A 26692-nucleotide genomic window follows, 5' to 3' on the forward strand; every position below is an offset into this window, starting at 1 on the left:
TATTCGGCATACGGCCGGTGCGCATTTTTCGCGAGGCAGCCACGCGCTTTCTCGAGGAGAATACCCACCTGGCTACCGGCTTGACCTCGCTGGAGTCGGCGCCGCTGATCCAGTTGCTGCCGCTACACGATGCCAGGCGCCCCTACCCGCTCAGTTGGGAGGAGCAACACCGCTTGTTCAAGGCGCTGCCGGATCACCTGAGCCGGATGTGTCTGTTCAAGGTGAATACCGGCTGCCGGGATGGCGAGGTCTGCAGCCTGCAGTGGGATTGGGAGATCGACGTGCCGGAACTGGGCACCTCGGTGTTTCTTATTCCGGGAGCAAAGGTCAAGGCTCTTCAGGCTCTTCATCATTAATAGGGTTTAGTGAAAACCGGCCCATCCCTCGTCAATTTGGTAGAGCCTGCGGCACCGGACCCAAGGCGTCGGTGCCGGGTAGGCAATTGATTTTGAAGGGGAAATTGGTGGGCCGTGCTGGATTGATCACAACAGCCTTTGGGCTGTTGTGACCCCTGCGGGGCGCCTCCGCTGCGCTGCGGCGTCCAAAATGCTCCGTTGGTCGCATTTTGTCGCAGGGGTTCTCTCCAGACGAACCCAACCCCACAAACGCAAAATGCCACCCTTTTGGGGTGGCATTTTGCGTTTGTATGGTGGGCCGTGCTGGATTCGAACCAGCGACCAATTGGTTAAAAGCCAACTGCTCTACCAACTGAGCTAACGGCCCCGAAAGAGCTGCGTATAGTACGGGTCTGGGTATAAAACTCAAGTGCTTTTTTACGTCATCGCCGCCTATTGTCCCGCTATGACCGGTAACGGGTGGGATCGGTGACGCCCGCCTGCCTGAAACCCTCGCTACGCAGGCGGCAGGAGTCACACTTGCCGCAGGCGAGGCCCTGCTCGGTGGCCTGGTAGCAGGAAACGGTGAGCGCATAGTCCACCCCCAGAGCCGCGCCCGCGCGGATGATATCGCCCTTGGAGAGGCGCATCAGGGGGGTATGGATGGTGAGTTTCTGGCCTTCGACGCCGGCGCGGGTCGCCAGGTTGGCCATGGTCTCGAATGCGGCGATGTACTCGGGGCGGCAGTCGGGGTAACCGGAGTAGTCCACGGCGTTCACGCCAATAAAGATGTCGTTGGCGCCCAGCACCTCGGCCCAGCCCAGCGCTATCGACAGGAATACGGTGTTGCGGGCGGGCACGTAGGTGATGGGAATGCCGGTGGTCTCCTGCTCCGGTACGGCAATGGCCATATCCGTCAGGGCGGAGCCGCCGATGCTGTCCAGGTTGAGGGTTACCACCTTGTGTTCGACATCGCCGAGGGCGGCGGATGCCCGCGCCGCCGCCAGCAGCTCCGCCCGGTGCCGTTGGCCGTAGTCAAAGCTGAGGGTATAGCACTGGTAGCCCTGCGCCCGGGCCATGGCCAACACGGTGGTGGAGTCCAGGCCGCCGGACACGAGGATGACCGCGCGCCTGCCCGACCCCACCTGTTCAGTGCCCGGGCTCATCGTTCCACAGCAGTTTGTGTAGCTGCAGTTGCAGCCGCACCGGCAGATTATCCGCCAGGATCCACTCCGCCAGTGTGCGGCCATGGAGCTGGCCGTGGCTGGGTGAAAACAGCACATCGCTCACCCGCTCCGCGAGCCGGTGCTCATCGAGCTTGAAGCGCGCCCATTCGTAGTCGGCGCGGTCACAGATGACGAACTTGACCTGGTCGCGAGGAGTGAGGTGGGCGATATTGGCGTAGTCGTTGCGGTGGGCCTCGGCGGAAGCCGGCGTCTTCAGATCCAGCACCTTGACCACCCGCGGGTCCACATCCGCGACCGGAAGCGCGCCGGAGGTCTCCAGCGACACTTCATAGCCCGCATCGCAGAGGGCCGCGAGCAAGGGCAGGCAGTTGGGCTGGGCCAGCGGCTCACCGCCGGTGACGGTGACATAACGCGGCCGGTGGTCGGCGACCTGCGCCAGCACCTGCTGCAGGCTCCACTGCTCGCCACCGCTGAAGGCGTAGGCCGTATCGCAGTAGACACAGCGCAGGGGGCAACCGGTAAGGCGTACGAATACGGTGGGCAGGCCCACGGTACGCGCTTCACCCTGCAGGGAATAGAAGATCTCGGTGATGCGCAAGGAGGAGTTCCCCGCGCCGGTGGAGGCCGCTGCGGGGGTTCGGTCGGGAGTGCTTGGCATGGCTGAACTGACCCGCGGTCAGTAGTTCTCGCTGATGAAATCCTGTGCCAGCTTGACCGCCGCACTGTTGGTGGAGCCGTATTCGCTGATCACGCGATCCAGAAACTCCCGGGCGCGCTCGCGATTGCCCTTGGTGTAGTGGATCCGGCCCAGCTTGAACAGGGCGTCGGGCACCTTGGAGTCGTCCGGGTACATGTCCAGCAACAGCATGAAGGACTGCCGCGCAGCCTCGGCGTCCGTCGGCGAGGCCACCAGGTACAACTCACCGAGCCAGTAGTGGGCGTTGGGGGTAAAACGCCCGGATGGATAGTCCTGCAGGAACTGCTGGAAGGCCGTAACCGCCTGATTGAACTGCTGGTTGCGCACCAGGGCATAGGCGGCCTGGTAAGCCTGCGCCTCGCCGGGCTGCGCGTCGGATGTCGCGGCGGCCGGCGACGAACGCGGCGCTGCCGCCTCGTCAGTGGGAGCAGAATCGGCTGGCTCTACCGCTGTTTCAGGTGAAAGTCCGCCGCTGCCACCGGCCAGCAAACCCAGGCGGCGATCGAGATCAATGTAGCGCTCCAGGCTTTGGGCCTTGAGGGTGCGCAGCTCGTGCGCCTGCTCTTCGACCATGCCGTTGAGGCGCATCACTTCCTGCTGCAGCTGCTGCACTTTCATCAGCAATTGGCCCGCGTTGCCACTGCCACCGCCGACCGGACTTGGAGGGCTCTCACCCTGGATTGCCGGAGCTGCAGGTGCAGAGCCGATGCCATAGCTGGTGACCGGATACGACTGGGCAGGCTGTACCGCAGAGGAAGACGAGGGATTGACAGCCTGGGCGGCACGCTCCGCTTCGACGTCAATATAATCCTGGGCTTGTGCGGCTGCCAGAAAGCAGAACGGGCCGACCGCGAGGGCCAACCCGTTTGCCAACAGCGCTTTGCTGACGTAACGCATGCGCTACCGCGACCTACTTGAGCTCAACGCGGCGGTTCTGCGACCAATTGGCTTCGCCGGAACCGTAAGCGATGGGCTGTTCTTCGCCGTAGCTGACCGTCTCAATGCGGTAGCTGGGAATGCCGTTGACGACCATGTAGTCGCGTACAGTATTGCCGCGGCGCTCGCCCAGCGCCATGTTGTACTCGCGGGTGCCGCGCTCGTCAGTGTGACCTTCAAGGCGCACGCTGCGATCGTTGGTCCGGAGCAGGGCAATATGGGCGTCCAGCGCTTCCTGAGCCTGGGGCTTCAGAGTGGAGCTGTCGTAGTCAAAGTAGAACACGTTACCCACGGCGGCAACGGCGTCCTGCAGGCGCTGCTGCTGCTGTGCACCAGAAGCCTCGGCATCAGCGGCAGCGGCGCGCTCGGCGGCGGAACGGGCAGCGGCTTCGGCAGCGGCGGCAGCAGCGGCGTCATCGTCTTTGGTGTCCTTGCTGGAACAGGCGACCAGAAAAGCTGCCGCGAAGAGCAGAGTCAGTGCCTTGCCAGCAACAGTCAGTTGTTTCATTACGTTTCTTTCCTTGCGAATGATGGTTAATGACCTGGGTTACGACCGCCGGGTTCAGCGACTTAAATAGGGTGACCATGCCGGTTCACGGACGTCGCCTTCGCGCACCGGTAAACGGAATTTCACTCCACCGTCCACGGATACAGCAGCAAGAATGCCACGGTCGCCGGATTTGGTGCCATACAATACCATAGAGCCATTGGGGGCGATACTGGGACTTTCGTCAAGCTCGGTGCTGGTAAGAACCTGCAGGCGGTTGCTGACCAGGTCCTGCAACGCGATGTGGAAGCGCCCGCCGGACTGATGCACCATCACCATATTGCGCCCATCCTGGGCGATGCGCGCCCTGGCATTGTAGCTGCCTTCGAAAGTGACCCGGTCGGTAGCGCCGCTGCGCAGGTCGTAGCGGTAGATCTGCGGGCGCCCGCCCCGGTCGGAGGTGAACATCAGGGACCTGCCGTCAGGCATCCAGGCAGGCTCCGTGTCGATGGCATAGTGGCGGGTAACCTGGGTCAACTGCTTGCTGCGCAGGTCCATCAGGTAGATATCGGGGTTGCCGTCCTTGGACAACACCATCGCCATGGTACTGCCATCCGGCGACCAGGCCGGCGCGCCGTTGAGGCCGCGGAAATTGGTCAGCTGCTCGCGCGCGCCGGTAGCCAGCTCCTGACGATAGATCGCCGGGCGGCTGGTTTCGAAGGATACGTAGGCAATGTGCTTGCCGTCGGGGGACCAGGTCGGCGCCATGATCGGCTCCCGGGACTCCAGCAGCACGATCGGGCGGGCACCGTCGGCGTCGGCCAGGGTCAGCCGGTAGTAATCCTTGCCGGCCGGGTTGCGGGTCACGGAGACGTACAACAGCCGGGTGGCAAAGGCGCCGGGGATGCCGGTCAGGGTCTCATAGACCTCATCCGCCACCCGGTGGGAGAGCATCCTGGCCTCATTGACATGGCCTTCCTCGTAGCCGTGCAGCACCCGCGCCTGGCGGTTGACGTCAAACAGCTCGTACTCGATCCGCATCTGCACCTGGCCGGTGACCGACACCCGGCCGATCAGCACGTAGTCAGAGTTGATGGCGCGCCAGTCGCGGTAGAACACCTGCTCCTGGGTACTGGGCCGGGCCAGCATGTCGCCCCGATCCACCGGATCGAACTGGCCGCTCCGGGCGAGGTCCGCGTCGATGACCTGGGCTGCATCTTCCGGCGGAGCCCCGGTGCCCTGCCATGCAAAGGGCACCACGGCGATGGGCGTGGGGTTATCCATCCCCTGGGTGATTTCGATGACCAGTTGCGCCCGGGCGCTCATCGCCGCCAGGGCAATCACGGCCCCCAGTATCACTGCTGTCAGGTGTTTCATCAGTAACGTAGATCCTCTGGTCTGAATAACAGGCGAAAGCGCCGGAAGTTCTGTTCGAATTCGCGCGGCGGCAGGTTCTTGAGCTCGGGAAAGTTGCCCGCACGCTCAACCGCGGCGAGCGCGGAACGGTCAAATGCGTTATCCCCGCTGCTGCGCAGCACGCTCACACTGACCACCTCGCCAGTGGGAATCAACTGTATGGACAGCAGAACCTCCATTCCGTTGCGGGCGCTGGGCGGGCGGCTCCAGCGCCGCTCCACCGTCTGCTGGATCAGGGAGGCATAGCTGGCCGCCAACTCTGCGGATGCGGCGGCAGCGCGCGCAGCCTGTTCCTCGGCGGCCTTGCGCGCTGCCTCCTGGCGCGCCGCCTCCGCCAGCTCCTGCGGGGTGGGGCCGGGGGGCTCGGGTTTCGGCTCGGGCTTCGGTGCCGGCTTGGGTTCGGGCTTCGGCGCGGGTTTGGGCTCCGGCTTGGGTGCTGGCTTCGGTTCCGGCTTGGGAGCCGGTTTCGGTTCCGGCTTGGGTTTGGGTTTGGGCTCAGGCTTCGGCTCGGGTTTGGGCTCAGGCTTCGGCTCGGGTTTGGGCTCAGGCTTCGGCTCGGGTTTGGGCTCAGGCTTCGGCTCGGGCTTCGGTTCCGGCTTGGGTTGGACCTGACCGAGATCCACCAGGGTCGCATTGATGACCTTCGGCATGGGCTTCGGCTGCAGCACCCGCTCCTCGGAGCTGGTCCAGTTGGCCGTCAGCAGATACACGACCAGCACGTGCAGCAGCACCGTCGCCAGCGCCGGGCGCAGGACAATGCGCGGCGTCACCGGCTTGACGTAGATGGGGAAATTCACTGGGGTGGCTCTGTCACCAGTCCGACGCTGGGGGCACCCGCTTCCTGCAGGGCAGCCATCAGGGTGACCACCTCACCGTAGGGTACGGCCCGGTCGCCCCACACCAGCACCGGCTTTTTCGGGCTGCGGCGCATGACCGCGCCCACGCGCTGGGTGATGGTCGCCAGCTCCAGCGCCTGCTTCTCGTCCTCGCCCAGGTTGAGGAAAAGCTGGCCGCTGCTGTCAATGGAGATGATCAGCGGCTCGCTGTCCTGATTGTCCACCGGGTCGGCATCGGCGGTGGGGAGCTCTACCTTCACCCCCTGCATCAACATAGGCGCGGTCACCATGAAGATGATGAGCAGTACCAGCATGACGTCTATATAAGGAACGACGTTGATGTCGGCCATGGGGCGGCGCTTGGTGCGGGATCTGGGCACGGCGGCGGTTACCCCGCTTTCCTGTCGCGGGCGCGCAGGGCGTAGGCCTGGCGGTAGAGGATGCTGGAGAACTCATCGACAAAGGTGTCGTAACGATTGAGGAACATGTCCATGCGGCTGGCAAAGCGATTGTAGGCGAGTACCGCGGGAATCGCGGCGAACAGGCCCATGGCGGTGGCGATCAGGGCCTCGGAAATACCCGGCGCCACCGTGGCCAGGGTCGCCTGGGTGGCATTGGCGAGGCCGCGGAAACTGTTCATGATCCCCCAGACCGTGCCGAACAGGCCGATATAGGGGCTGGTGGAGCCGACGGAGGCGAGGAAGGACAGGTGCTTCTCCAGACGCTCTTCCTCCCGCAGCATGGCAACGCGCATGGCCCGGCGCGAGCCCTCGATGACCGCCTCGGAATCCATCTCCGACTGCTTGGCCAGACGCGAGAACTCCTTGAACCCGGCGCGAAAGATGCTCTCCATGCCGACAATAATTGCGCCATCGGCGGCGCGGTCGTTGCCCTCGCGGTACAGCTGCGACAGGTCGATACCGGACCAGAAGCGCTCCTCGAACTGGAACATCTCCTCGCGACCGTTGCGGAAATAGATAAACCGCTGGACGATCATGTACCAGGAGGCCATGGAGGCCGCCAGCAGGGTCAGCATGACCAGCTGCACGGTGAATCCGGCCTCGAGAATCAGGTCGATAATACTCAGTTGCGCTTCCAAGTGTCGGGCTCCCCCCTCAGTGAATCTGCGCGGCGCGCAGAGTGTCCAGCATATCCCGTGGCAGGCGCCGCGGACGCAGCCCGGCGCGGTCGACGCAGGCAATGGTAACCTCGGCGGATGCCAGTTCTTGTCCGCCGCGGCGAATGGCCTGACGCATTACCAGGCTGGCGCCGCCCACATCCGCCAGGGTCAAGCCCGCTTCCAGCTCATCGTCCAGCAGCGCCGGGGCCTGATAGCGGACCACCACGTCCCGCACCACGAACATCAGGTCATGGTTGAAGATGTAATCCTTGCCAAAGCCCAGGCTGCGCATGAATTCGGTGCGGGCGCGTTCCATGAATTTCAGGTAATTGACGTAGTAGACAATGCCGCCGGCATCGGTGTCCTCAATGTAGACTCGCAGCTTAATTGAAAATTCCACTGCACTCACGCGTTGTCGTCCTGATCGGGCTGCAGTGGTAATTGTGCCGCTTCCGGTGCGGGCCCGGCGGGCAGGCCGAAATGCAGATAGGCGCTGCGGGTCACCATGCGTCCGCGCGGGGTTCGCACCATATAGCCCTGCTGGATCAGATAGGGTTCCAGTACATCCTCGATGGTGCCGCGCTCCTCGGAAATGGCAGCGGCGAGGCTGTCGACACCCACCGGGCCGCCGTCGAACTTCTCGATCATGGCCAGCAGCAGGCGCCGGTCCTGCTGGTCGAAACCCTGGTGGTCCACGCTCAGCATATCCAGGGCGCGGTCCGCCACCTCGGCGGTGATGTGGCCGTCGGCCTTGACCTCGGCGTAGTCGCGCACCCGCCGCAGCAGGCGGTTGGCGATGCGCGGCGTGCCGCGGGCGCGGCGGGCAATCTCCGCGGCGCCGTGACTGTCGATGCCAATGCCCAGGATGGCCGCCGAGCGAACGACTATGGTGGCCAGGTCCGCGACCTGATAAAACTCCAGCCGCTGCACGATGCCGAAGCGGTCCCGCAGGGGCGAAGTCAACAGTCCGGCGCGGGTAGTGGCGCCAACCAGGGTAAAAGGCGGCAGGTCCAGCTTGATGGAACGGGCCGCCGGCCCCTCGCCGATCATGATATCGAGCTGGTAGTCCTCCATCGCCGGGTACAGGATTTCCTCGACCACGGGGCTCAGGCGATGGATTTCATCTATAAAGAGGACATCTCCCGGTTCCAGGTTGGTCATCAGGGCGGCTATATCGCCAGCCTTTTCCAACACCGGGCCGGAGGTGGTCTTCAGGGACACCCCCATTTCGTTGGCGATGATACTGGCGAGCGTGGTCTTGCCCAGGCCGGGAGGGCCAAAGATCAGGGTGTGGTCCAGGGGCTCGCGGCGCCCGCGCGCGGCCTGCAGGAAAATAGCCATCTGGTCGCGCACCACCGGCTGGCCGATGTACTCCTCCAACGTCTTGGGGCGGATAGCACGGTCCAGCAGTTCCTCGCGATCACCCCTGGCCTCGGGCGCTATCAGGCGGTCGGTTTCAATCATCAGCGGCTCACCACGGCTTTCAGGGCGCGGCGGATCAGGTCCTCGCTACCGGCGCTGTGTTCATCGTTGACCGCGGCAATCATGCGCGCGGCCTCGGCGGGTTTGTAACCCAGCGCTACCAGTGCGCCCTCGGCATCCGCCACCTTGTCAGTGGCCGGCACGTAGCCGGCCGCAGGTACCGAAGTGCCAGCCTCCGCCCATTGGCCCAGCCAGTTTTTGAGCTTGTCGCGCATCTCCACCAGCAGGCGCTCGGCGGTTTTCTTGCCGACTCCCGGCAATGCCACCAGCGCGGAGAGGTCGTCCCGCTGGACGCAGCGCGCAAACTCGGTGGCATCCATGCCCGAGAGAATGGTCAGCGCCAGCTTGGGGCCCACCCCGCTGACCTTCACCAGCTGCCGGAACAGGGCGCGGTCGCGCTCATCAATAAAGCCGTACAGCAGCTGCGCGTCCTCGCGCACGACGAAATGGGTCAGCAGGGTAACGTCCGCGCCCAGTTCGGGGAGCTGGAACAGAGTGCTCATCGGCACCTGAAGGTCATACCCCACCCCCGCCACGTCGACGAGAATGTCCGGAGGCTGTTTGCACACCAGGGTGCCGCGTATCCTGCCTATCATTATCCTGTCACCGTTGCGCTAGCGCATCCGCCGCCGGCGCACGGAGGTGGCGCCGACAATGTTTATCATACTGTGTTGGGTATGGGCATGACACAGGGCGGCGGCCAGGGCATCCGCGGCGTCCTCCTGCGGCTCCGCCGGCAGCTTCAGCAACACCTTGACCATGTGCTGCACCTGGCTTTTGTCCGCAGCGCCCGTACCCACCACCGCCTGCTTGATCTGGCGCGCGGAATACTCGGCAACCGCCATGTTGTGCGCCACACAGGCAACGATGGCGGCGCCCCGCGCCTGCCCCAGCTTGAGCGCGGACCCCGCGCTCCTGGCCATGAATACCTGCTCGATGGCCAGCTGGTCGGGGCAGTGCAGCAGGACCAGTTCAGTCACGCTCGCATAGATCACCCCCAGCCGCTCGGGCAGCTCCCCTGCGGGCAGGCGGATCACGCCGCTGGTCAGGTATTCGCTGCGACCAGAAACATAATTGATAATGCCAAAACCCGTTTTGCGGGAACCGGGGTCGATCCCGAGGATGACCGCCATACTGTGCTCCGAGCGCTGCCTGGAATGCCTGATCTGTATAAATCTACAGTATTATGGCGGCGGCTCCAACTGCCGACCGAGGCCCCCTGCCGGGGCTACTCGTCGGCAGCGGCCGCGGGTGCAGATTGTCTGGCCTGGCGCAGGCGGATATTGAGTTCCTTGAGCTGCGCGTCGTTGACTTCCCCCGGCGCATCGGTGAGCACACAGTGGGCGGTCTGGGTTTTCGGGAAGGCGATGACATCGCGGATGGACTGCGACCCGGTCATCAGCATCACCAGCCGGTCGAGACCGAAAGCGAGGCCGCCGTGGGGCGGGGCGCCATACTGCAGCGCCTGCAGCAGGAAGCCGAACTTCTCCTCGGCTTCCTCGTCGCTGATCCCCAGAATGCGGAACACCGCCTGCTGCATCTCGCGCTGGTGGATACGGACGCTGCCACCGCCCAGCTCGGTGCCGTTCAGCACCATGTCGTAGGCCCGGGACAGGGCGCCCGCGGGGTCCGCGACCAGCGCTTCCGGCGAGCAGGAAGGCGCGGTGAAGGGGTGGTGCAGCGGGGTCAGGCCGCCATTGCCGTTGTCCTCGAACATGGGGAAGTCCACCACCCACAGCGGCGCCCAGCCGGCACGGACCAGCCCCTGATCCTGGGCCACCTTGAGACGCAGGGCACCCAGGGACTCGTTCACCACCGCGGTGCGGTCGGCACCGAAGAAGATGATATCGCCGTTCTGCGCCTCCAGGCGCTGCATCAGTTCCCCTACCACCGCTTCCGGCATGAACTTGAGGATGGGCGACTGCAGCCCCTCCACGCCTGCGGCCAGGTCGTTGACCTTGATCCAGGCCAACCCGCGGGCGCCATAAATACTGGCGAACCGGGTATAGTCATCGATTTCCTTGCGGCTGATGCCGGCGCCGCCCGGCACCTTCAGCGCGGCGACGCGGCCACCGGGATCATCGGCCGGACCCCGGAACACCTTGAATTCCACCTGCTGCATGAGGTCGTCGATGCTGACCAGCTCCAGGTCGATGCGCAGATCCGGCTTGTCGGAGCCGTAGCGCTCCATCGCCTCGGCCCAGGGCATGCGCGGGAAGTCACCCAGCTCCACCTCCAGCACCGTGCTGAACAGCTGCCGGATCATGCGCTCGGTGATTGCCATGATCTCTTCCTCGTTGAGGAAGGAGGTCTCGATGTCGATCTGGGTGAACTCGGGCTGGCGGTCGGCGCGCAAATCCTCGTCGCGGAAGCACTTGGCGACCTGGTAGTAGCGGTCGAAGCCGGACACCATCAGCAGCTGCTTGAACAGCTGCGGGGATTGCGGCAGCGCGAAGAAGTGCCCCGGGTGCGTGCGGCTGGGGACCAGGTAATCGCGCGCGCCCTCGGGGGTGGCCCGGGTCAGGATCGGCGTTTCGATATCGAGGAAACCCTCGGCGTCGAGGAAATTGCGCACCGCGGTGGTGATCTTCGCGCGCAGGATCAGGCGGTTCTGCATCTCGGGCCGGCGCAGATCCATATAGCGGTACTGCAGCCTGACATCCTCGCCGACGTTGGTGTATTCATCCAGCTGGAACGGCGGCGTAATGGCGCTGTTGAGGATCTCCAGTTCCTTGCCCAGGACCTCGATCTGGCCGGTCGCCATCGCGGGGTTCACTGTGCTCTCGGTACGGGCGCGCACCCGGCCCTTCACCTGCAGCACGAATTCGCTGCGCACCCGATCGGCGCGCTGGAAGTGCTCTTCGGTGTCCGGGTCAAACACCACCTGCACGATGCCCGCCCGGTCACGCAGATCAAGGAAGATGACACCACCGTGGTCGCGACGGCGATCCACCCAGCCACAGAGGGTTACCGTTTCGTCGATGCTGGCTGTGTCCAGGGCGCCACAATAATGACTGCGCATAATTCCGTTTCCGTCGGTTGTCGGGTTAGCCCCGGGGGGCAGAGTCCAGTGCCATGGCACTAGCTGGCGGTCTTCGCCTCGCCGCCCTTGGCGGAGCCCTTGGAGGAGCCACCGCTGTCGGCCACCGCCGCGGGGGCTGGAGCCGCCGCAGGTGCGGAGCTCTTGTCGTCGCCGCTGGCAGCCAGGTTCTTCTTGCCGCCGGTCTTGAAATCGGTCTCATACCAGCCGGCGCCCTTGAGGCGGAAACCGGCAGCGGAAATCTTCTTGCGGAGCTGGGGGGCGCCGCAGGCGGGGCAATCCACCAACGGCGCATCACTGATTTTCTGCAGCGCTTCATGCAGATGTTTGCAGGACTGACACTGGTACTCGTATATCGGCATGGAGTGTACTCGCCAGTAAGGGATGAGGGGCAGAAAAAATTCGAGGCGAGATTTTACCCCATGGCAGGGCGCAGGCCAATAAGGAAGAAGTCGGAGAAAGTGAGGGGGTGCGTGCCCCTGCACCAGACAGTGCCGAGGCGGGAGAAGCCTGAACCCTGCCCGTAACCGCGGGCAGGGCCTGCTACCGGCGTTCAGTCGGCGGCAAAGTCCTTCATCTTCTTCAGCGGACGCACTTTCACGGCCACGCTGGCAGGCTTCGCCTTGAAGGTGGTCTCTGCTCCGGTGAAGGGGTTGATGCCCTTGCGCGCCTTTTTGGCGGGCTTCTTCACGGTGGTGATCTTCATCAGACCAGGCAGGGTGAACTCACCCACCGCACGCTTCTTGAGGCTCCGCTCCATCAGCGACTCCAGCTCGTTCATCACGTCGCCGACCTGCTTCTTGCTGAGGCTGGTGGATTCCGCGATGGAAGCCACGATTTGGGTCTTGGTGAGTTTGTCCTTGATCATGGGTGCCGCCTTCTTGGCGGGTGCCGCCTTCTTGGCGGGCGCTGCCTTCTTGGCCGGCGCTGCCTTCTTGGCCGCTACTTTTGCTGTTGCCGTTTTCTTGGCAGGTGCCTTCTTCGCTGCTGCTTTTTTCGTAGCCATAGTCTTTCAACCTTCGTTGGTATGAGTTGGGACACGCATCCAAGCCAAACTGACCGCCACCACCTCTGCCGCCACCAGGCTCAAGCACGGATATTAACGATGAAACGCTGTAATACAAGGGTTTTCCTGTACCCGACTGCAAAAAAACCCTGTTTTTGCTGCATTTTCCCGTTTTCTCCCGGCAAATTTGCCGTTAACGCCGACAGATCGCCACCTCGCTGGCAACGCTGTACCGGCGCTGTGTTCGGACGTAAACTGAAGAGCTATCAAGCCAACCCTACGGATCCGAGCACATGCGCACCAGCACCTACCTGATCAGCACCCAGAAAGAGACTCCCGCCGACGCGGAGGTCATCAGCCACCAGCTGATGCTGCGCGCCGGGCTGATACGCAAGCTGGCCGCCGGACTCTACACCTGGCTGCCAATGGGCCTGCGTGTGCTGCGCAAAGTGGAGCAGATTGTGCGCGAAGAGATGGATGCCAGTGGCGCCATCGAAGTCAGCATGCCGGTGATCCAGCCGGCGGAGCTGTGGCAGGAATCCGGTCGCTGGGAACAGTACGGCCCGGAGCTGCTGCGGATACAGGATCGGCACCAGCGCGATTTCTGCCTGGGACCCACCCACGAAGAGGTCGTCACCGACCTGGTGCGCAACGAGATCAAGAGTTACAAGCAGCTGCCTCTGAACCTGTACCAGATCCAGACCAAGGTGCGGGATGAAATCCGGCCCCGCTTTGGCATCATGCGCGGCCGTGAATTCCTGATGAAAGACGCCTACTCCTTCCACGTCGACCAGGCCTCACTGGAAGCGACCTACCAGGTCATGCACCGCACTTACACCAACATTTTCACCCGCCTGGGGCTGGAATTCCGCCCGGTGATCGCCGATACCGGCAGCATCGGCGGCAGCGCTTCCCATGAATTCCACGTGCTGGCCAGCGCCGGCGAGGACGCCATCGCCTTCAGCGACAGCAGCGACTATGCCGCCAACGTGGAAATGGCCGAGGCCCGGGCACCGGCGGAGGCGCGCCCGGCGCCAGCCGCGAACATGGCGCAAATCGCCACTCCCGGCGTGCGCAGCATCGAAGAGCTGGCGACACTGCTTGACGTCCCCGCCGCCGCCACGGTCAAGACCCTGGTAGTAGAAGGCGAAGAACCCGGCACGCTGGTCGCCCTGGTGCTGCGCGGCGACCACCAGCTCAACAGTATCAAAGCCGAGAAACTGAGCGGCGTGACCAACCCCCTGACCATGGCGGGGGAGGATGCCGTGCGCGCAGCCTGCGGCGCCGGCTTCGGCTCCCTGGGACCGGTCGGCCTGCAACTGCCGGTAATTGTCGATCGCAGCGCCGCCCAGCTGGCAGATTTCATCTGCGGTGCGAATCGCGACGATACCCACCTCACCGGAGTGAACTGGGAGCGGGACTGCCCCCTCACCCGGGTGGAAGATCTGCGCAATGTGCAGGAGGGCGACCCCAGCCCCGACGGCCAGGGCACTCTGCTGATCCGGCGCGGCATTGAGGTAGGGCATATTTTCCAGCTCGGGTGCAAGTACAGCGAAGCCATGAACGCCAATGTGCTGGACGAAAACGGCAAGAGCGTCACCGTGGCCATGGGCTGCTACGGTATCGGGGTCAGCCGCATCGTGGCCGCGGCCATCGAACAGAACCACGATGAGCGCGGCATCATCTGGCCCGAGGCCATGGCGCCATTCCAGCTCGCAATTGTTCCGTTGAACATGCAGAAGTCGGAGGCCGTGGCCGCAAGCGCCCTGTCCCTGTATCAACAGTTCCGCGAAGCCGGCATCGAAGTACTGCTCGACGACCGCAATGAACGGCCCGGCGTGAAGTTCGCCGACATGGAGCTGCTGGGTATTCCCCACCGCCTGGTCATCGGCGACCGGGCCCTGGCCGAGGGGAATCTTGAGTACAAGGGCCGGTGCGATGCGGAGGCCACCCTGATCCCGGTGGCTGGCGCTGTCGCGGACATACTCGGCCGCCTGCGACGCTGACTTGAGATGACGGCTTGTGCAAGGAGGCCGCGGATGCGCTGGTCGGCGCTGACAACAGCGCTGCTGCTGACGTTTTTGGCACCGTTTGCTGCCAGCCAGCCAGAGGATCCGGAAGAGCGCGCGGCACTGCGGGCCTTCCTCGACCAGACCATCAACAGTGCCGACAGTTTTGCTGATCGCTACGATGCCGAGGTGTGGCTGGTGGACATGTCTGCCCGCCTTGAGCGCTATGTGAAAGATTCCGGGAAGCGACTGCTGCTGCTGCGCCAGGTCCACGCGGCCGCCGCCAGGGCATCACTGCCCCCGGAGCTGGTGCTGGCGGTTATCGAGGTGGAAAGCCACTTTGACCGTTTCGCCATATCCCGGGTCGGCGCCCAGGGCATGATGCAGGTGATGCCGTTCTGGAAGAACGAGATCGGCCGCGCCGACGACAACCTGACCATGAACCTGACCAACTTCGAGTATGGCTGCCGTATCCTGCAATTCTACCTGCAGCGGGAAGAGGGTGACCTGCACCGGGGGCTGGCGGCCTATAACGGCAGCCTGGGCAGCCGGCGCTACAGCAACAAGGTCTACCAGGCCTGGTCGCGACACTGGCGTACCGGGTCGCTGCCCTGGTCACGCTAGTACCCAGGGTACCAGATCAGCGAAACGCGCCCGGCGACTGTCCCGTCCACTTCTTGAACGAGCGGTGAAACGCGCTGGGATCACTGAAACCCAGGGCTTCGGCAACTTCGCACACCGACAGCCCCGGATGCCGCAACAGGCTGATGGCGCGATCCCGGCGGGCCTTGTCCTTGATCCGCTGATAAGAGGTGCCTTCGCTCTCCAGCCGCCGCCGCAGGGTTCGCGCCGACATGTTCAGCAGCCCGGTCAACTCCTCGAAACTCGGCAGCTCGCGCTGGAAGTCGTCGCCAATAATACCGCGAATACGCCGGGTGGTACTGTTGTGGCAGGCTTCGGGGGCGTGCAGCAAAAGGTAGGGCGCCAGCGCCATGAAGTCCCCCAGCTGCTGTTCATTGCGCAGTATCGCTGCTTCGAGATGGCGGACGCTGAAGGTCACCGCATTGACCCGCGCGGCATACTGCACCGGCCCAGGAAAGAAATAGCGCAGGGAATCATTGTTGGCGGGCTGCGGGCCGGCGCAGCTGGCACGGGTTACATCTATCTCCTGGCCAATCAGCCAGCTGCAAAAGCGCAGCCAGACAGCAAGCCCCGCCAGCACCCTATGCTGCTGCCGGGCAGTCACTCCGGTGCCGAGATAGGTCAAGGTCACCTCGCGGCCATCGGCGTGCACCAGCAGGCGGTTCTGGACCGGCGGCCGCCGCCGCGCCCTGCAGCAGGCATTGAACTCAATGGCGCGCTGCATCGCGACCCCCAGGGTGCCACCACCGAGCATGCTCAGGGCGGCCAGCCGCAGGGTGCCAGGAGGGGTCGGCGCATCCGGCATGGTGCCCAGGGTTTCATCGTCCAGGTGGCGGCAGAGGGCACTGCAGAGGCGACTGTACTGGGCGGGCGTGGCGGCATCGGTCAGGGCCCGGTCCAGCAGGGGGTCGTGGGCAAATCCCGCCTGGGCCAGCAGCCGGTCCCGCGGCAGGCCACTGGCTGCAATCGTCGCCAGCAGACTGTGGATGAGCGCCGCTGGCACCCGGGGCGACGTTGATTCACTCGCGTCAGTGGAACTGTGGCGGCTCACTCCCTGCTCCTGCGTGGTGGCTGGCTGCAGCAGCAGTATAGTACTGAGCCAGGCGAATTTGACAAGGCTGGTCGCGCTCCTCAATATGCTTGTATTAATGAAGCTTCTGACGCCCGCAATGCCATGAACGATATCAGTCAGCTAAGCAAATGGAACAGGGATCTGTCGCGTGCGATTTCCGCACTGGGCAGCGACCAGTTCTTCCCCTCGCTGATTGAGGCCATTCGCCGGCAGGTGCACTTTGAGTACCCCCAGATCTGGCTCTACCACCGGGATCTGCCACCGCAGGTTCTCTATCATGAGATTCCCACTGCGGCGATCGCCTCCCAGGTGGACACCTACCTCGATGGCCCCTACCGCGAAGACCCCTTCTATCAGGCATCGATGAATCAGCCGCGGTCCAAGTTCTACCGCCTGTCGCGGATTACTGCGGGCAGACTGCGCGAATCGCAGTATTACCGCGGCTACTACGCCGATACCGGAACAGTCGACGAAGCCATTTACCTGTCCCGGCTGCGTGCCGGCAACGTGATCAACCTGTGCATGATGCGCCTGCCCCGGCAGGGCGAATTCTCCGAGCAGGAGTACGAGACACTGTACCTGCTGGCAGAGCCGGTATCGGAGCTGATCAAGTCCCATAGCGAACACGACGACTTCGCTGTGACCCACCTGATCCAGCCCGGCATCAATCACCAGATCGATCTGGCATTCCGAACCTTCGGCTCGTCGCTGCTATCGCCGCGGGAAAAGGATGTGCTGGAGCTGATGCTGCGCGGCTATGGCACCGACATCTCCGCCACCCGGCTGGGTATTGCCCTGGAAACCGTCCGCCGCCACCGCAAGAGTATCTACCGCAAGCTGGATGTGAGCTCCCAGACCGACCTGTTTTCCCTGTTTATCAACTCCCTCGCCTGCCTCGGGGAAGCCGCCGGCGAGGATCCGCTGCTGGTCTACATGGCGCCCGCTAAATGACCCCTGTGATACAAGCCCCGGCGCTGCCCCGGTTGGGGCATTGAATCGCGTCTGCGAAATCCAGATAGTGCGCACTTACTGGCCTGAATCACGGTGTCCGAATGTCCCTTGAAGCCGACTGGTTCTTGCGGGCCCACCCGGAAATTACCACCGTCGAAGCCCTGCTACCTGACTGCAATGGCATCATGCGCGGCAAATGGCTGCCGCGGCACAAGCTCGCCAAAATTTTCGACGGCGAACTCAAGCTCCCGAAAACCGCCCTGAGCCTCGATATCTGGGGCCGGGACGTGGAGGAACTGGTGTTCGCGTCCGGCGATGCCGACGGTATTTGCCGCCCGGTGGAAGGGTCCCTGCTGCCGACACCCTGGTCCGCGGGTGGCCAGCACGGCCAGATCATGTTGTCCATGTTCGACGCCGATGGCACTCCCTATATGGGCGACCCCCGCCACGTACTGAAGCAGGTTGTGTCGCGCTTCCAGGACGCCGGCTGGACTCCGGTTGTGGCCGCTGAGCTTGAATTCAGCCTGGTGCGCTGGGACAACGTGGTCCCCATTCACACCTGCCCTTCCCCCGCCGGCAGCCAGCCGGTTGGCGGCAATATGTACGGCCTCGACGTGCTCAACCAGCACCAGCAGATGATGGAGGAGCTGCGGGTCGCCTGCGAACTTCAGGATCTTCCATTCGACGGCGTGGTCAAGGAGTCAGCCCCCTCCCAGTACGAAATCAATATGCAGCACGTACCCAGCCCGGTACTGGCGGCCAAGCAGATCCTGATGATGAAGCGGCTGATCAAGGGCGTTGCGCACAAGCACGGCCTGGTGGCGAGCTTCATGCCCAAGCCCTTCGAAGATAGTGCAGGTAACGGCATGCACGTGCACTGCAGCGTCCTCGACCAGCAGGGCAACAATGTCTTTGACGACGGCACCGAGCGCGGCACCCCTCTGCTGCACCAGGCCATCGCCGGCTGCCTGCAGCACATGGCCGACTCCATGATCATCTTCTCTCCGGGTTTCAACGGCTACCGCCGTTTCCAGCCCGGCACCCATGCCCCCACCTACCCGAGCTGGGGCTACGAGAACCGCACCGTTGCGGTGCGCGTGCCGGCCGGCTCCCACGCGGCCCGGCGGCTCGAGCACCGGGTCGCCGGCGCCGACTGCAATCCCTACCTGCAGTTCGCCGTGGTCCTGGCCGCCATGCTCGACGGCATCGAACAGCAGGCCTCGCCCGGCAACCCCACGAGAGGCGACGGTTATTCCCAGAAAACCGGCTCCCTGCCGGGATACATGCACGAGGCGCTGGATCGGTTCCGCGAGTCCGAATTCATCCGCGCTGCACTCGGGGGCGAGTTGCAGCGGATCTTCACCCTCACCAAGGAGCAGGAAGAGGCCGAATTCCGGCGCCGCATCTCCCTGCTGGAGTACCAGTCCTACCTCGAGCGCACCTGAGTAGTCGTTGGGCCGCGCAGGTCGGGCCGGGCCGCGTAGGCCGCGCAGGTCGGGACGCAGGGGAACCGAAGCCGCCGCAGATGTTCCAACAGGCGTTAGCACTGGCATCCGGGGACCCGGGATGCCACAACTTACCCCTGTCTACGTGCGGTGCCGATCATGACTTTTCCCCCTCGACCCGCTAACATCGCCCCTCATTCCTCATCTCCAGAGCTTCATGTCCATATGCCCAGCCCACCAGCCAAACCGCCGCTGATTCCGGCGAACGTCATCATATTTGTCGGTTTTCCAATCCTGGCCCTGATCCTGGTACCGCTGTGGGGGGTCTATCACGGTTTCTCCACGGCCCAGTGGCTGTGGGCGCTGGTATTTCTGTACCTCAATGGACTGTCTATCACCGGCGGCTATCACCGTTTGTGGGCGCACAATGCCTATGAAGCCCACCCGGCCCTGAAGTGGTTTTTTGCCCTCTGGGGCGCCGGCGCGCTGCAGAGCAGTATTCTGGTCTGGGCCTCCGACCACCGCCGCCACCATCGGCATGTTGACGACAACGAACAGGACCCGTATTCCGCCGGCCGCGGCCTCTGGTTCAGCCACATGGGCTGGATGCTGCGCCACTACCCCAGTGGCGACAATGACTTCAGCAACGCCAGGGATCTGCAGCGCGATCCGGTGGTGATGTTCCAGCACCGTCACTATGTGGCCCTGACCACCTTCATGAACCTGGGCCCGCCCCTGCTGCTGGGCATCGCCCTCGGCGATGTCATCGGCACGGTCCTGCTGGTGGGCCTGCTGCGGCTGGTGGTAAACCACCATGTGACGTTTTTCATCAACTCTCTCGCCCACTTCTGGGGCAGCCGCCCCTATACCGAGGACAACAGCGCCCGGGACAACGGTTTTCTCGCCTTCCTTACCTACGGTGAGGGCTACCACAACTACCACCATATCTTCCAGAATGACTATCGCAACGGCATCCGCTGGTGGCAGTGGGACCCGACCAAGTGGATGATCGGCCTCTGTGCCCGCCTTGGCCTCGCGAGCAATCTGAACCGTGTTCCGGGTTTCAGGATCCAGCGGGCCATGGTGGACGCCCAGTTCGCCAGGGCCCGCCGGGAACTGGCAGAACAGGCAGACAACGAGCCCTTGCGGGAACTCCTGGAGCGGGAATACCAGCTGTTCACGGAATCTGTCAACCAGTGGCGGGCACTGCAGTCCGCGCGCTATGACCGCAAGGTGGCGGAGTTCGAGGACGCACTGCAAGCCAGGCGCCTGCAAATGCTGGACAAGTGGGAGCATGCCGCCGTGCGCAGCAAGCTGCGGGAACTGGAGTATGCACTCAAGAACCAGCGCAAGCGTCTTGGCATGCTGTTGCGGCAGCTGCAGGCCCCGATGGAAATGACCGGGGCCTGACCGGGCTACCCCGGCTGATCCTGCCGCAGGCCCGGCGCGTAACAAGTATCTGACACGCAGCAATGACTGCTGACCAAGGAGAACGCGACATGGCCTCTACCGTTTACGACTTCAGCTGCCAGACACCGGCAGGCAAGAAACAATCGCTGGAGGAATACCGGGGCAAGGTCCTGCTGGTGGTCAACACCGCTTCCAAGTGCGGCTTTACGCCCCAGTTCGCCGGCCTGGAAAAGCTGTACGAGCAGTTTCGCGACCGCGGCTTCGCAATTCTGGGCTTCCCCTGCAACCAGTTCGGCAAGCAGGATCCGGGCAGCAATGACGAGATCACGGAGTTCTGCCAGCTCAACTACGGTGTCAGCTTCCCGATGTTTGGCAAGATTGATGTCAACGGCGGCAGTGCCGACCCGCTATTCAAACACCTGAAGAAGGCCGCTCCCGGCGCCCTGGGCTCACAGGGGATCAAGTGGAATTTTACCAAATTCCTCATCGACAGTGAGGGCAATGTGGTCAACCGCTACGCCCCCACCACCAAGCCCGAGGACATCGCCAGCGATATCGAGCGCCTGCTGTCGTAACCGTCGCCCGGGTCAGTGCTCCCGTGTGGCCCGGAATTCGATTTCGGGCCAGCGCTCTTCCATCAGCGCCAGGTTGACCCGCGTGGGTGCCAGGTAGGTCAGATACCCGCCACCGTCGATTGACAACTGATCCGCCGCTTTCTTGCGGAACTCCTCCAGCTTGCGCCCATCGCCACAGTGTACCCAGCGAGCGGTGTAGACGTTGACCGGCTCATATACCGCCTCCACCTTGTATTCGTCCGCCAGCCGGTAGACCACCACATCGAACTGCAGCTGGCCCACCGCGCCGACGATCAGGTCGGCATTGTTGAGGGGGGCAAAGACCTGGGTCGAACCCTCCTCTGACAGCTGCTGCAGGCCCTTCTGCAGCTGCTTGGCCTTCATCGGATCGCGCAGGCGGATACGGCGAAACAGCTCCGGCGCAAAGTGGGGTATACCGGTGAAGTTGAGGTCCTCTCCGGCGGTGAACGTATCGCCGATCTGGATGGTGCCGTGGTTGTGCAGGCCGATGATATCGCCGGCGACCGCGTCCTCCACCACCACCCGCTCCCCGGCCTTGAAGGTCACCGCGTCGGCGATGCGTACCTCCTTGCCGATGCGCACGTGGCGCATTTTCATACCCTTGTCATAGCGGCCCGAGCACAGGCGCAGGAAAGCGATGCGGTCCCGGTGCCGGGGGTCCATGTTGGCCTGGATCTTGAAAACAAAGCCGCTGAATGCGGGCTCCCCGGCACTGACCTCGCGCTCCTGCGCCTCCCGGCCCAGGGGCGGCGGCGCCCACTCGACAAAGTCGTCGAGCATCTCGCGAACCCCGAAATTGCCCAGCGCGGTGCCAAAAAACACCGGGCTCAGCTTGCCGGCCAGAAATGCCTCGGCGTCAAAGGGGTGACTGGCACCGCGCACCAGGTCGATCTCCTCGACCAGGGCCGTGTACTCCTCCCCCAGCAATTCCCGGGCCGCAGCGCTGGCCAGGCCCACAATGCGCCGGTCTTCCGGCAGCACGCTGCCCTGCCCGGGAGTGTAGAGATGGATCACATCGGTATAGAGGTTGTAGACGCCCTTGAAGTCGCGGCCCATGCCAATGGGCCAGTTGATGGGCGCGCCCTGGATCGCCAGGACCTCCTCGATCTCATCCAGCAGCTCAATCGGGTCGCGGATGTCCCGGTCCATCTTGTTGACGAAGCTGAAGATCGGCGTATCGCGCAGCCGGCAGACATTCATCAGCTTGATGGTGCGGTCTTCCACACCCTTGGCGCCGTCGATCACCATCAATGCCGAATCCACCGCGGTGAGCGTCCGGTAGGTATCCTCGGAAAAGTCCTCGTGCCCGGGCGTATCCAGCAGGTTGACGGTGCGACCGTGGTAGGGAAACTGCATGACCGAGGAGGTCACGGAAATGCCCCGCTCCTGCTCCATGCTCATCCAGTCGGAAGTGGCGTGGGGACCGCGCTTGCCCTTGACGCTGCCTGCCACCTGGATCGCATTGCCCAGCAACAGCAGTTTCTCGGTAATAGTCGTCTTGCCCGCGTCCGGGTGGGAGATAATGGCAAACGTGCGTCGTGCGGCAATCGCTTTGCTCAGCTCTGGCATGATGCAACCTGCTGGAAAAAGCGGGGATTATACGCGCTTTGCCCGCTCAGGGCATTGCCCCGCCGGGCGCGGAACCCGAAGGGGTTGCCGGGGTCCATTTCTGGTATCGATAAACGGTCCCCGGCATTTTGCCGTATAATTTAGCCGCCCGAGTCATCGGAGACCTCCCTGTCAACGTATGGAAGCCATGAAAAATTTCCTGTTGCCGGCGATAGCCGTCGCCGTCATTGCCGCAATTCTGGTGCCCCGCTTACTGCCCTCCTCCGACGGCGACGGACAGGGCACTGCTGCCCGCCCACCCGGTGGCGGGGCAGCGCCCGTGCGCACCCAGCGCATTCAGCCGGAACCCTTTGAGAGCCGCCTGACCTTCAACGGCACCCTGATGGCCGACCAGTCCATCCATATTCGCAGCGAACTGCGCGGCAAGGTCGAGCAAATTCATTTTACCGACAGCCAGGATGTACAGAAAGGCGACCTCATCGTGGTTATAGAGTCCGGCGAGATCGAGGCGGAGCTGCGCTCCCTGCAGGAGCAGCTGGCCCTGGCGAGCACCCAGGCCGACCGCCTGCAGAACCTGTTCAAAAGTGGCTCAGTGACCGCCAGCGAGCGCGATGACGCCGCCAGCCGGCAGCAGGTCTTGCGCGCGGAGGTCGAGCGGTTGCAGGTGCGCCTGGCCAAAACCCGCATCACCGCGCCCTTCGCCGGCACCCTGGGGCTGCGCAACATCAGCACCGGCGACCTCATCGAAGCCGATACCCTGATCACCACCCTGCAAACGGTCTCCAAGCTGATGGTGGATTTCAGCGTTCCCGAGCGCTTCCAGCGGCTGGTACAGCCGCAGACCGTACTCTCCTTGCGAGTGGCGGGCCACGAGCAGCCGTTTACCGCCGTCGTCCGGGCTGTCGACCCGCGCGTCGACGTCGCCACCCGCACCCTGACCGTGCGCGCGGACGTCGACAACCCCGACCGCAAGCTGCTCCCGGGCAACTATGCCCGGGTGGAACTGGTGAGCCGCAACGAAGCGGCTTTGGTGGTGCCTAACGTCGCCGTTCTGCAAAGCCTGGATCAGGTCTCCGTGTTCACGGTTGAGGACGGCATTGCAGTTCGCAACTCGGTGCAGACCGGCCACCGCGACGAAACCCGGGTGGAAATCCTGCAGGGGCTGGAACCCGGCGCCGAGATCATCACTTCGGGTATCCAGTCGGTTCGAGACGGCCAGCGAGTCAACATCCAGCGTCGTCTGGATCTCGGCTGATGCGCCTGCATGAACTGAGTATCCAGCGCCCGGTGCTGGCGGTGGTGATGTCCATCCTCATCATCGTATTTGGCCTGATCGGCCTGGGCGAATTGGGCGTGCGTGAATTTCCCATGGCCCAGCGCCCCATTATCTCGGTTCAGGCCGCCTACCCGGGCGCCAATGCCAGCGTGGTGGAGAGCCAGATCACCGAGCCCCTGGAGGAAGAGCTCAACACGGTTTCCGGCATCCGCACCATGACCTCGGTCAGTCGCGAGGGCCTGAGTACGGTGACCGCCGAGTTCAATCTCGGTGACGATCTCGACACCGCGGCCAACGACATCCGCGACCGGGTGGGCTCCGCCCAGCGTCGCCTGCCGAATGACGCCGAGGCGCCCACTGTTACCAAGGCCGACGCCGACGGCGACCCCATTATTTTCCTCAGCGTGCGCAGCCAGCAGCGCAGCCTGCTGGAGCTCAGCGCGCTGGCGGACGATCTGTTCAAGACCCGTCTGGAAACCATTTCCGGGGTGGGCCAGGTCGACATCTGGGGTTACAAGGAATACTCCATGCGCCTGTGGCTGGACCCGGACGCGCTGGCGGCGCACGGGCTCACCGCCATCGACGTGCGCGCAGCACTGCAGGCCGCCAACGTCGAGCTTCCGACCGGCCGTCTCGAGGGCGACACGATAGATCTCAATATCCGTACCCTGAGCCGTCTGGGTGAGGACCCGGAAGACTTCGAAAACCGGATCATCAAACGCAATGGGGACCGGGTGGTGAGGCTGCGGGACGTGGGCCGCGCCGAGCTCGGTGCCCTGAACGAGCGCACCGTGCTGCGCCGCGACGGGGTCACCAACGTCGGGGTGGTGCTGCGACCCCAGAGTGGCGCCAACGAGATTGCCATCGCCGATGAGTTCTACCGCCGCCTGGCGATCATCGAACGCGACCTGCCGGCGGATGTGGACGTAGCGGTAGGTTTCGACAACACCACTTTTATTCGCGCCAGCATAAAAGAAGTAATGCAGACGCTGCTTATCGCCCTGCTGCTGGTCTGCGCCACCATCTTCACCTTCCTGCGCGAGTGGCGCACCACCATCATTCCTGTCCTCACCATTCCCATTAGTCTGATCGGCACCTTCTTTGTACTGTACCTGGCCGGGTTCTCGATCAACGTGCTGACGCTGCTGGGCATGGTGCTGGCCATTGGCCTGGTGGTAGACGATGCCATCGTGGTGGTGGAAAACATCTACAAACGGATTGAACAGGGCCAAACCCCGGCGGTGGCGGGTGCCGAGGGCGTGCGCGAGATTTTTTTCGCGGTGATCGCCACCACGCTGGCCCTGACCGCGGTGTTCGCGCCGCTGATATTCCTCGGCGGTCTCACCGGCGTGCTGTTCCGGGAGTTCGGGGTAACCCTGGCGGCGGCAGTGATTATCTCCTCCTTCGTGGCGCTGACCCTGGCACCCATGCTCTGCTCCCGCTTTCTCAAGAACCGGGCCCGGCACCCGGCCCTGTACCGGGCCACGGAACCGTTTTTCGACGGCCTCGCGGATGGCTACCGCAGCTCACTGCGAGCTTTCCTGCACCATCGCAGCTGGGCGCCAGTGATTGTGCTGGCCTGTGTGGGGCTGGTCGTCATTCTGTACCGCAGCCTGCCCCAGGAGCTGGCGCCGCTGGAGGATCGGAGCCAGCTAATCGTATCTACGCGGGGGCCAGAGGGCGCCGGATTCGACTACATGTTCGACGCCATGACCCGCTTCGACGATGTCATCAGGGAGAGCATTGGCGATGATGTGAAGGCCCGCCTGACCGTGACCTCGCCTGGATTCGGCGCCTCGACCACCACCAACACCGGGTTTTCCCGCGTCGTACTCAAGAATCCCGAGGAGCGCGAGCACACCCAGGCCGAGGTTGCCTCCTTGCTTACCGCGGCGCTGGCGGGATTTCCCGATCTGCAGGCCTTCGTCCGCCAGTTCGACACCATCAACGTCGGCGGTCGCGGTCTGCCGGTGCAGTTTGTGGTGCAGAACACGGATATAGACAAGGTCAGGGAAGTTATCCCCCGTTTCATGGAGCTGGCCCAGCAACACCCGGCTTTCAGCTATGTCGACGTCAACCTCAAGTTCAACCAGCCGGAACTGGTGCTTGATATTGACCGCGACCGAGCCGAGGCACTCGGCGTCAGCACCCGGGAAATTGCCGATATCGTGCAGGCGTCCTTCAGCGGCCAGCGCTTCGGCTACTTTCTCAAGGACGGCCAGCAGTACGAGATCATAGGCCAGATGGTGCGCAGCGGGCGCGACGACCCCACCGACCTTGCGCGCCTGTCCGTGCGTGCGGCCGATGGTGCCATGGTGCCCCTGCAGAACCTGGTGACCGTGCGCGAGCAAAGCTCGGCGCCGGTGCTATATCGGTTCAACCGCTTCACCGCGGCAACATTTTCCGCCAACCTGGCGGATGGCGTGACGCTTGGGGCGGGTATCGATGCCATGCGCGAGGTGGCGACCGAGGTGCTCGATGACAGCTACAGCACCGAACTGGCCGGACAGTCGCGTGAGTTTGATGAAACCGGCAGCAGCCTGCTGTTCGTGTTTGTTCTCGCCCTGCTGCTGATCTACCTGGTGCTCGCCGCGCAGTTCGAGAGTTTCCGTGACCCGCTGGCGATCATGCTGACGGTGCCCATGGCGATTACCGGCGGCCTGGTCAGCCTGTGGTATTTCGGCCAGACCCTGAACATTTTCTCCCAGATCGGCCTGATCATGCTGATCGGCCTGGTGACCAAGAATGGCATTCTGATCGTGGAGTTTGCCAACCAGCGCCGGGAGGCCGGCCTGAGTATTGCAGATGCGGTCGAGGAGGCAGCAGCGGCGCGTTTCCGGCCCATCCTGATGACTACCCTGTCGACGGTCCTGGGCACCCTGCCGATCGCCCTGGCGCTGGGCGCCGGCTCCCAGAGCCGGGTGCCGCTGGGTCTGGCGGTCATCGGCGGTATGCTGCTGGGGTCGTTCCTGTCGCTGTATGTGGTGCCCGCCGCTTACCGCCTGCTGGCAAGCCGCACGGTTCGGGGCCAGGTCTCACCATGACTGCCGAACGAAGACCCGGTGACAGGATCGGCGATGCGGATTGCGGCTGAATACTGGCGGCGGCGCAGCGGCAATACTACATTTCAGGTTTGGCAGTGCTCGGCGGTCGGAGGAGTCGCCCGGCTGATCCTTGATC

25 protein-coding genes, 1 tRNA gene and 1 pseudogene are annotated in these 26692 nt (G+C 63.7%); 9 read left to right on the forward strand and 18 right to left on the reverse strand.

Annotated features, from left to right (window positions below; all coding sequences use genetic code 11):
- Positions 1–356, forward strand: a pseudogene (locus tag Q6D67_RS08140) (hypothetical protein); the annotation flags it as partial.
- Between the two features lie 291 nt (positions 357–647).
- Here Q6D67_RS08140 and Q6D67_RS08145 read toward each other — a convergent pair.
- The 16 genes from Q6D67_RS08145 to Q6D67_RS08220 form a co-directional block, all read right to left on the reverse strand.
- A tRNA-Lys gene (locus tag Q6D67_RS08145) sits at positions 648–723 on the reverse strand.
- Between the two features lie 76 nt (positions 724–799).
- Positions 800–1501 carry a 7-cyano-7-deazaguanine synthase QueC gene (gene queC / locus Q6D67_RS08150; protein WP_304705103.1) on the reverse strand — a complete coding sequence of 234 codons (702 nt, stop codon included), beginning with the start codon at positions 1499–1501 and terminating at the stop codon, positions 800–802.
- A complete protein-coding gene (gene queE / locus Q6D67_RS08155; protein WP_304705104.1) occupies positions 1485–2180 on the reverse strand; it encodes a 7-carboxy-7-deazaguanine synthase QueE in 696 nt (231 codons plus the stop codon). The genes queC and queE overlap by 17 nt, the downstream gene beginning before the upstream one ends.
- 18 nt (positions 2181–2198) lie before the next feature.
- On the reverse strand, positions 2199–3116 hold the full coding sequence (ybgF, locus tag Q6D67_RS08160; protein WP_304705105.1) for a tol-pal system protein YbgF: 918 nt from the start codon (positions 3114–3116) through the stop codon (positions 2199–2201).
- A gap of 13 nt (positions 3117–3129) precedes the next feature.
- Positions 3130–3663 carry a peptidoglycan-associated lipoprotein Pal gene (gene pal / locus Q6D67_RS08165; protein ID WP_304705106.1) on the reverse strand — a complete coding sequence of 178 codons (534 nt, stop codon included), beginning with the start codon at positions 3661–3663 and terminating at the stop codon, positions 3130–3132.
- A 54-nt stretch (positions 3664–3717) separates the two neighbouring features.
- Positions 3718–5019, reverse strand: a complete 1302-nt coding sequence (gene tolB, locus Q6D67_RS08170; RefSeq protein WP_304705107.1) for a Tol-Pal system beta propeller repeat protein TolB — start codon at positions 5017–5019, stop codon at positions 3718–3720.
- Positions 5019–5855 (reverse strand): cell envelope integrity protein TolA, encoded by an 837-nt coding sequence (gene tolA / locus Q6D67_RS08175; protein WP_304705108.1) that lies wholly within the window; start codon positions 5853–5855, stop codon positions 5019–5021. Before tolA ends, tolB begins: the two co-directional genes overlap by 1 nt.
- Entirely contained in the window at positions 5852–6244 is a 393-nt protein-coding gene (tolR, locus tag Q6D67_RS08180; RefSeq protein ID WP_304705274.1) for a protein TolR, read from the reverse strand. The genes tolA and tolR overlap by 4 nt, the downstream gene beginning before the upstream one ends.
- Positions 6245–6282: 38 nt before the next feature.
- Entirely contained in the window at positions 6283–6993 is a 711-nt protein-coding gene (tolQ, locus tag Q6D67_RS08185) for a protein TolQ (RefSeq protein WP_304705109.1), read from the reverse strand.
- A gap of 16 nt (positions 6994–7009) precedes the next feature.
- On the reverse strand, positions 7010–7423 hold the full coding sequence (gene ybgC, locus Q6D67_RS08190; RefSeq protein WP_304705110.1) for a tol-pal system-associated acyl-CoA thioesterase: 414 nt from the start codon (positions 7421–7423) through the stop codon (positions 7010–7012).
- On the reverse strand, positions 7420–8478 hold the full coding sequence (gene ruvB / locus Q6D67_RS08195) for a Holliday junction branch migration DNA helicase RuvB (RefSeq protein ID WP_304705111.1): 1059 nt from the start codon (positions 8476–8478) through the stop codon (positions 7420–7422). Before ruvB ends, ybgC begins: the two co-directional genes overlap by 4 nt.
- Complete coding sequence (gene ruvA, locus Q6D67_RS08200) at positions 8478–9092, reverse strand: Holliday junction branch migration protein RuvA (RefSeq protein ID WP_304705112.1); 615 nt, start codon at positions 9090–9092, stop codon at positions 8478–8480. Before ruvA ends, ruvB begins: the two co-directional genes overlap by 1 nt.
- An 18-nt stretch (positions 9093–9110) precedes the next feature.
- Complete coding sequence (ruvC, locus tag Q6D67_RS08205) at positions 9111–9629, reverse strand: crossover junction endodeoxyribonuclease RuvC (protein WP_304705113.1); 519 nt, start codon at positions 9627–9629, stop codon at positions 9111–9113.
- A gap of 95 nt (positions 9630–9724) precedes the next feature.
- Positions 9725–11518: an aspartate--tRNA ligase gene (aspS, locus tag Q6D67_RS08210; protein ID WP_304705114.1), complete on the reverse strand. Its 1794-nt coding sequence runs from the start codon at positions 11516–11518 to the stop codon at positions 9725–9727.
- A gap of 59 nt (positions 11519–11577) precedes the next feature.
- Complete coding sequence (locus Q6D67_RS08215) at positions 11578–11898, reverse strand: zinc ribbon domain-containing protein (protein WP_304705115.1); 321 nt, start codon at positions 11896–11898, stop codon at positions 11578–11580.
- Positions 11899–12089: 191 nt separating this feature from the next.
- A complete protein-coding gene (locus Q6D67_RS08220; protein WP_304705116.1) occupies positions 12090–12542 on the reverse strand; it encodes an HU family DNA-binding protein in 453 nt (150 codons plus the stop codon).
- Positions 12543–12835: 293 nt separating this feature from the next.
- Here Q6D67_RS08220 and Q6D67_RS08225 point away from each other — a divergent pair, with 293 nt between their 5' ends.
- Together Q6D67_RS08225 and Q6D67_RS08230 are read left to right on the forward strand one after the other, a co-directional pair.
- Positions 12836–14548, forward strand: a complete 1713-nt coding sequence (locus Q6D67_RS08225; protein ID WP_304705117.1) for a proline--tRNA ligase — start codon at positions 12836–12838, stop codon at positions 14546–14548.
- 33 nt (positions 14549–14581) lie between these two features.
- Entirely contained in the window at positions 14582–15175 is a 594-nt protein-coding gene (locus Q6D67_RS08230; protein ID WP_304705118.1) for a transglycosylase SLT domain-containing protein, read from the forward strand.
- Between the two features lie 16 nt (positions 15176–15191).
- Here the strand turns inward: Q6D67_RS08230 and Q6D67_RS08235 are convergent, their stop codons facing one another.
- Positions 15192–16244, reverse strand: a complete 1053-nt coding sequence (locus Q6D67_RS08235; protein WP_304705119.1) for an AraC family transcriptional regulator — start codon at positions 16242–16244, stop codon at positions 15192–15194.
- Positions 16245–16367: 123 nt separating this feature from the next.
- On the opposite strand from Q6D67_RS08235, the gene Q6D67_RS08240 reads away from it, so the two are divergent.
- From Q6D67_RS08240 to Q6D67_RS08255, 4 genes are all read left to right on the forward strand, one after another.
- Positions 16368–17216, forward strand: a complete 849-nt coding sequence (locus tag Q6D67_RS08240; RefSeq protein WP_304705120.1) for a response regulator transcription factor — start codon at positions 16368–16370, stop codon at positions 17214–17216.
- A 101-nt stretch (positions 17217–17317) separates the two neighbouring features.
- Positions 17318–18661: a glutamine synthetase family protein gene (locus Q6D67_RS08245; protein ID WP_304705121.1), complete on the forward strand. Its 1344-nt coding sequence runs from the start codon at positions 17318–17320 to the stop codon at positions 18659–18661.
- Positions 18662–18886: 225 nt separating this feature from the next.
- Positions 18887–20071: a fatty acid desaturase gene (locus Q6D67_RS08250; RefSeq protein WP_304705122.1), complete on the forward strand. Its 1185-nt coding sequence runs from the start codon at positions 18887–18889 to the stop codon at positions 20069–20071.
- Between the two features lie 89 nt (positions 20072–20160).
- Positions 20161–20646, forward strand: a complete 486-nt coding sequence (locus Q6D67_RS08255; RefSeq protein ID WP_304705123.1) for a glutathione peroxidase — start codon at positions 20161–20163, stop codon at positions 20644–20646.
- A 12-nt stretch (positions 20647–20658) separates the two neighbouring features.
- Here Q6D67_RS08255 and Q6D67_RS08260 read toward each other — a convergent pair whose 3' ends face one another.
- The gene (locus Q6D67_RS08260) at positions 20659–22236 is read right to left on the reverse strand and encodes a peptide chain release factor 3 (RefSeq protein ID WP_304705124.1); all 1578 of its coding nucleotides are present in this window, start codon (positions 22234–22236) and stop codon (positions 20659–20661) included.
- 187 nt (positions 22237–22423) lie between these two features.
- Here Q6D67_RS08260 and Q6D67_RS08265 point away from each other — a divergent pair, with 187 nt between their 5' ends.
- Both Q6D67_RS08265 and Q6D67_RS08270 read left to right on the forward strand, forming a co-directional pair.
- Positions 22424–23491 carry an efflux RND transporter periplasmic adaptor subunit gene (locus tag Q6D67_RS08265; RefSeq protein ID WP_304705125.1) on the forward strand — a complete coding sequence of 356 codons (1068 nt, stop codon included), beginning with the start codon at positions 22424–22426 and terminating at the stop codon, positions 23489–23491.
- On the forward strand, positions 23491–26556 hold the full coding sequence (locus Q6D67_RS08270) for an efflux RND transporter permease subunit (protein ID WP_304705126.1): 3066 nt from the start codon (positions 23491–23493) through the stop codon (positions 26554–26556). The genes Q6D67_RS08265 and Q6D67_RS08270 overlap by 1 nt, the downstream gene beginning before the upstream one ends.
- Positions 26557–26692 lie beyond the last annotated feature (136 nt).

It is taken from the genome of Haliea sp. E1-2-M8 (assembly GCF_030649675.1).
GTDB lineage: Bacteria > Pseudomonadota > Gammaproteobacteria > Pseudomonadales > Halieaceae > Haliea.

Bases quoted from the DNA above. Each gene is read 5' to 3' on its own strand.
- queC (WP_304705103.1), bottom strand. From the start codon at position 1,501: ATGAGCCCGGGCACTGAACAGGTGGGGTCGGGCAGGCGCGCGGTCATC.
- queE (WP_304705104.1), bottom strand. From the start codon at position 2,180: ATGCCAAGCACTCCCGACCGAACCCCCGCAGCGGCCTCCACCGGCGCG.
- ybgF (WP_304705105.1), bottom strand. From the start codon at position 3,116: ATGCGTTACGTCAGCAAAGCGCTGTTGGCAAACGGGTTGGCCCTCGCG.
- pal (WP_304705106.1), bottom strand. From the start codon at position 3,663: ATGAAACAACTGACTGTTGCTGGCAAGGCACTGACTCTGCTCTTCGCG.
- tolB (WP_304705107.1), bottom strand. From the start codon at position 5,019: ATGAAACACCTGACAGCAGTGATACTGGGGGCCGTGATTGCCCTGGCG.
- tolR (WP_304705274.1), bottom strand. From the start codon at position 6,244: ATGGCCGACATCAACGTCGTTCCTTATATAGACGTCATGCTGGTACTG.
- ruvB (WP_304705111.1), bottom strand. From the start codon at position 8,478: ATGATTGAAACCGACCGCCTGATAGCGCCCGAGGCCAGGGGTGATCGC.
- ruvA (WP_304705112.1), bottom strand. From the start codon at position 9,092: ATGATAGGCAGGATACGCGGCACCCTGGTGTGCAAACAGCCTCCGGAC.
- ruvC (WP_304705113.1), bottom strand. From the start codon at position 9,629: ATGGCGGTCATCCTCGGGATCGACCCCGGTTCCCGCAAAACGGGTTTT.
- aspS (WP_304705114.1), bottom strand. From the start codon at position 11,518: ATGCGCAGTCATTATTGTGGCGCCCTGGACACAGCCAGCATCGACGAA.
- Q6D67_RS08215 (WP_304705115.1), bottom strand. From the start codon at position 11,898: ATGCCGATATACGAGTACCAGTGTCAGTCCTGCAAACATCTGCATGAA.
- Q6D67_RS08220 (WP_304705116.1), bottom strand. From the start codon at position 12,542: ATGGCTACGAAAAAAGCAGCAGCGAAGAAGGCACCTGCCAAGAAAACG.
- Q6D67_RS08225 (WP_304705117.1), top strand. From the start codon at position 12,836: ATGCGCACCAGCACCTACCTGATCAGCACCCAGAAAGAGACTCCCGCC.
- Q6D67_RS08230 (WP_304705118.1), top strand. From the start codon at position 14,582: ATGCGCTGGTCGGCGCTGACAACAGCGCTGCTGCTGACGTTTTTGGCA.
- Q6D67_RS08240 (WP_304705120.1), top strand. From the start codon at position 16,368: ATGAACGATATCAGTCAGCTAAGCAAATGGAACAGGGATCTGTCGCGT.
- Q6D67_RS08245 (WP_304705121.1), top strand. From the start codon at position 17,318: ATGTCCCTTGAAGCCGACTGGTTCTTGCGGGCCCACCCGGAAATTACC.
- Q6D67_RS08250 (WP_304705122.1), top strand. From the start codon at position 18,887: ATGCCCAGCCCACCAGCCAAACCGCCGCTGATTCCGGCGAACGTCATC.
- Q6D67_RS08255 (WP_304705123.1), top strand. From the start codon at position 20,161: ATGGCCTCTACCGTTTACGACTTCAGCTGCCAGACACCGGCAGGCAAG.
- Q6D67_RS08260 (WP_304705124.1), bottom strand. From the start codon at position 22,236: ATGCCAGAGCTGAGCAAAGCGATTGCCGCACGACGCACGTTTGCCATT.
- Q6D67_RS08265 (WP_304705125.1), top strand. From the start codon at position 22,424: ATGAAAAATTTCCTGTTGCCGGCGATAGCCGTCGCCGTCATTGCCGCA.
- Q6D67_RS08270 (WP_304705126.1), top strand. From the start codon at position 23,491: ATGCGCCTGCATGAACTGAGTATCCAGCGCCCGGTGCTGGCGGTGGTG.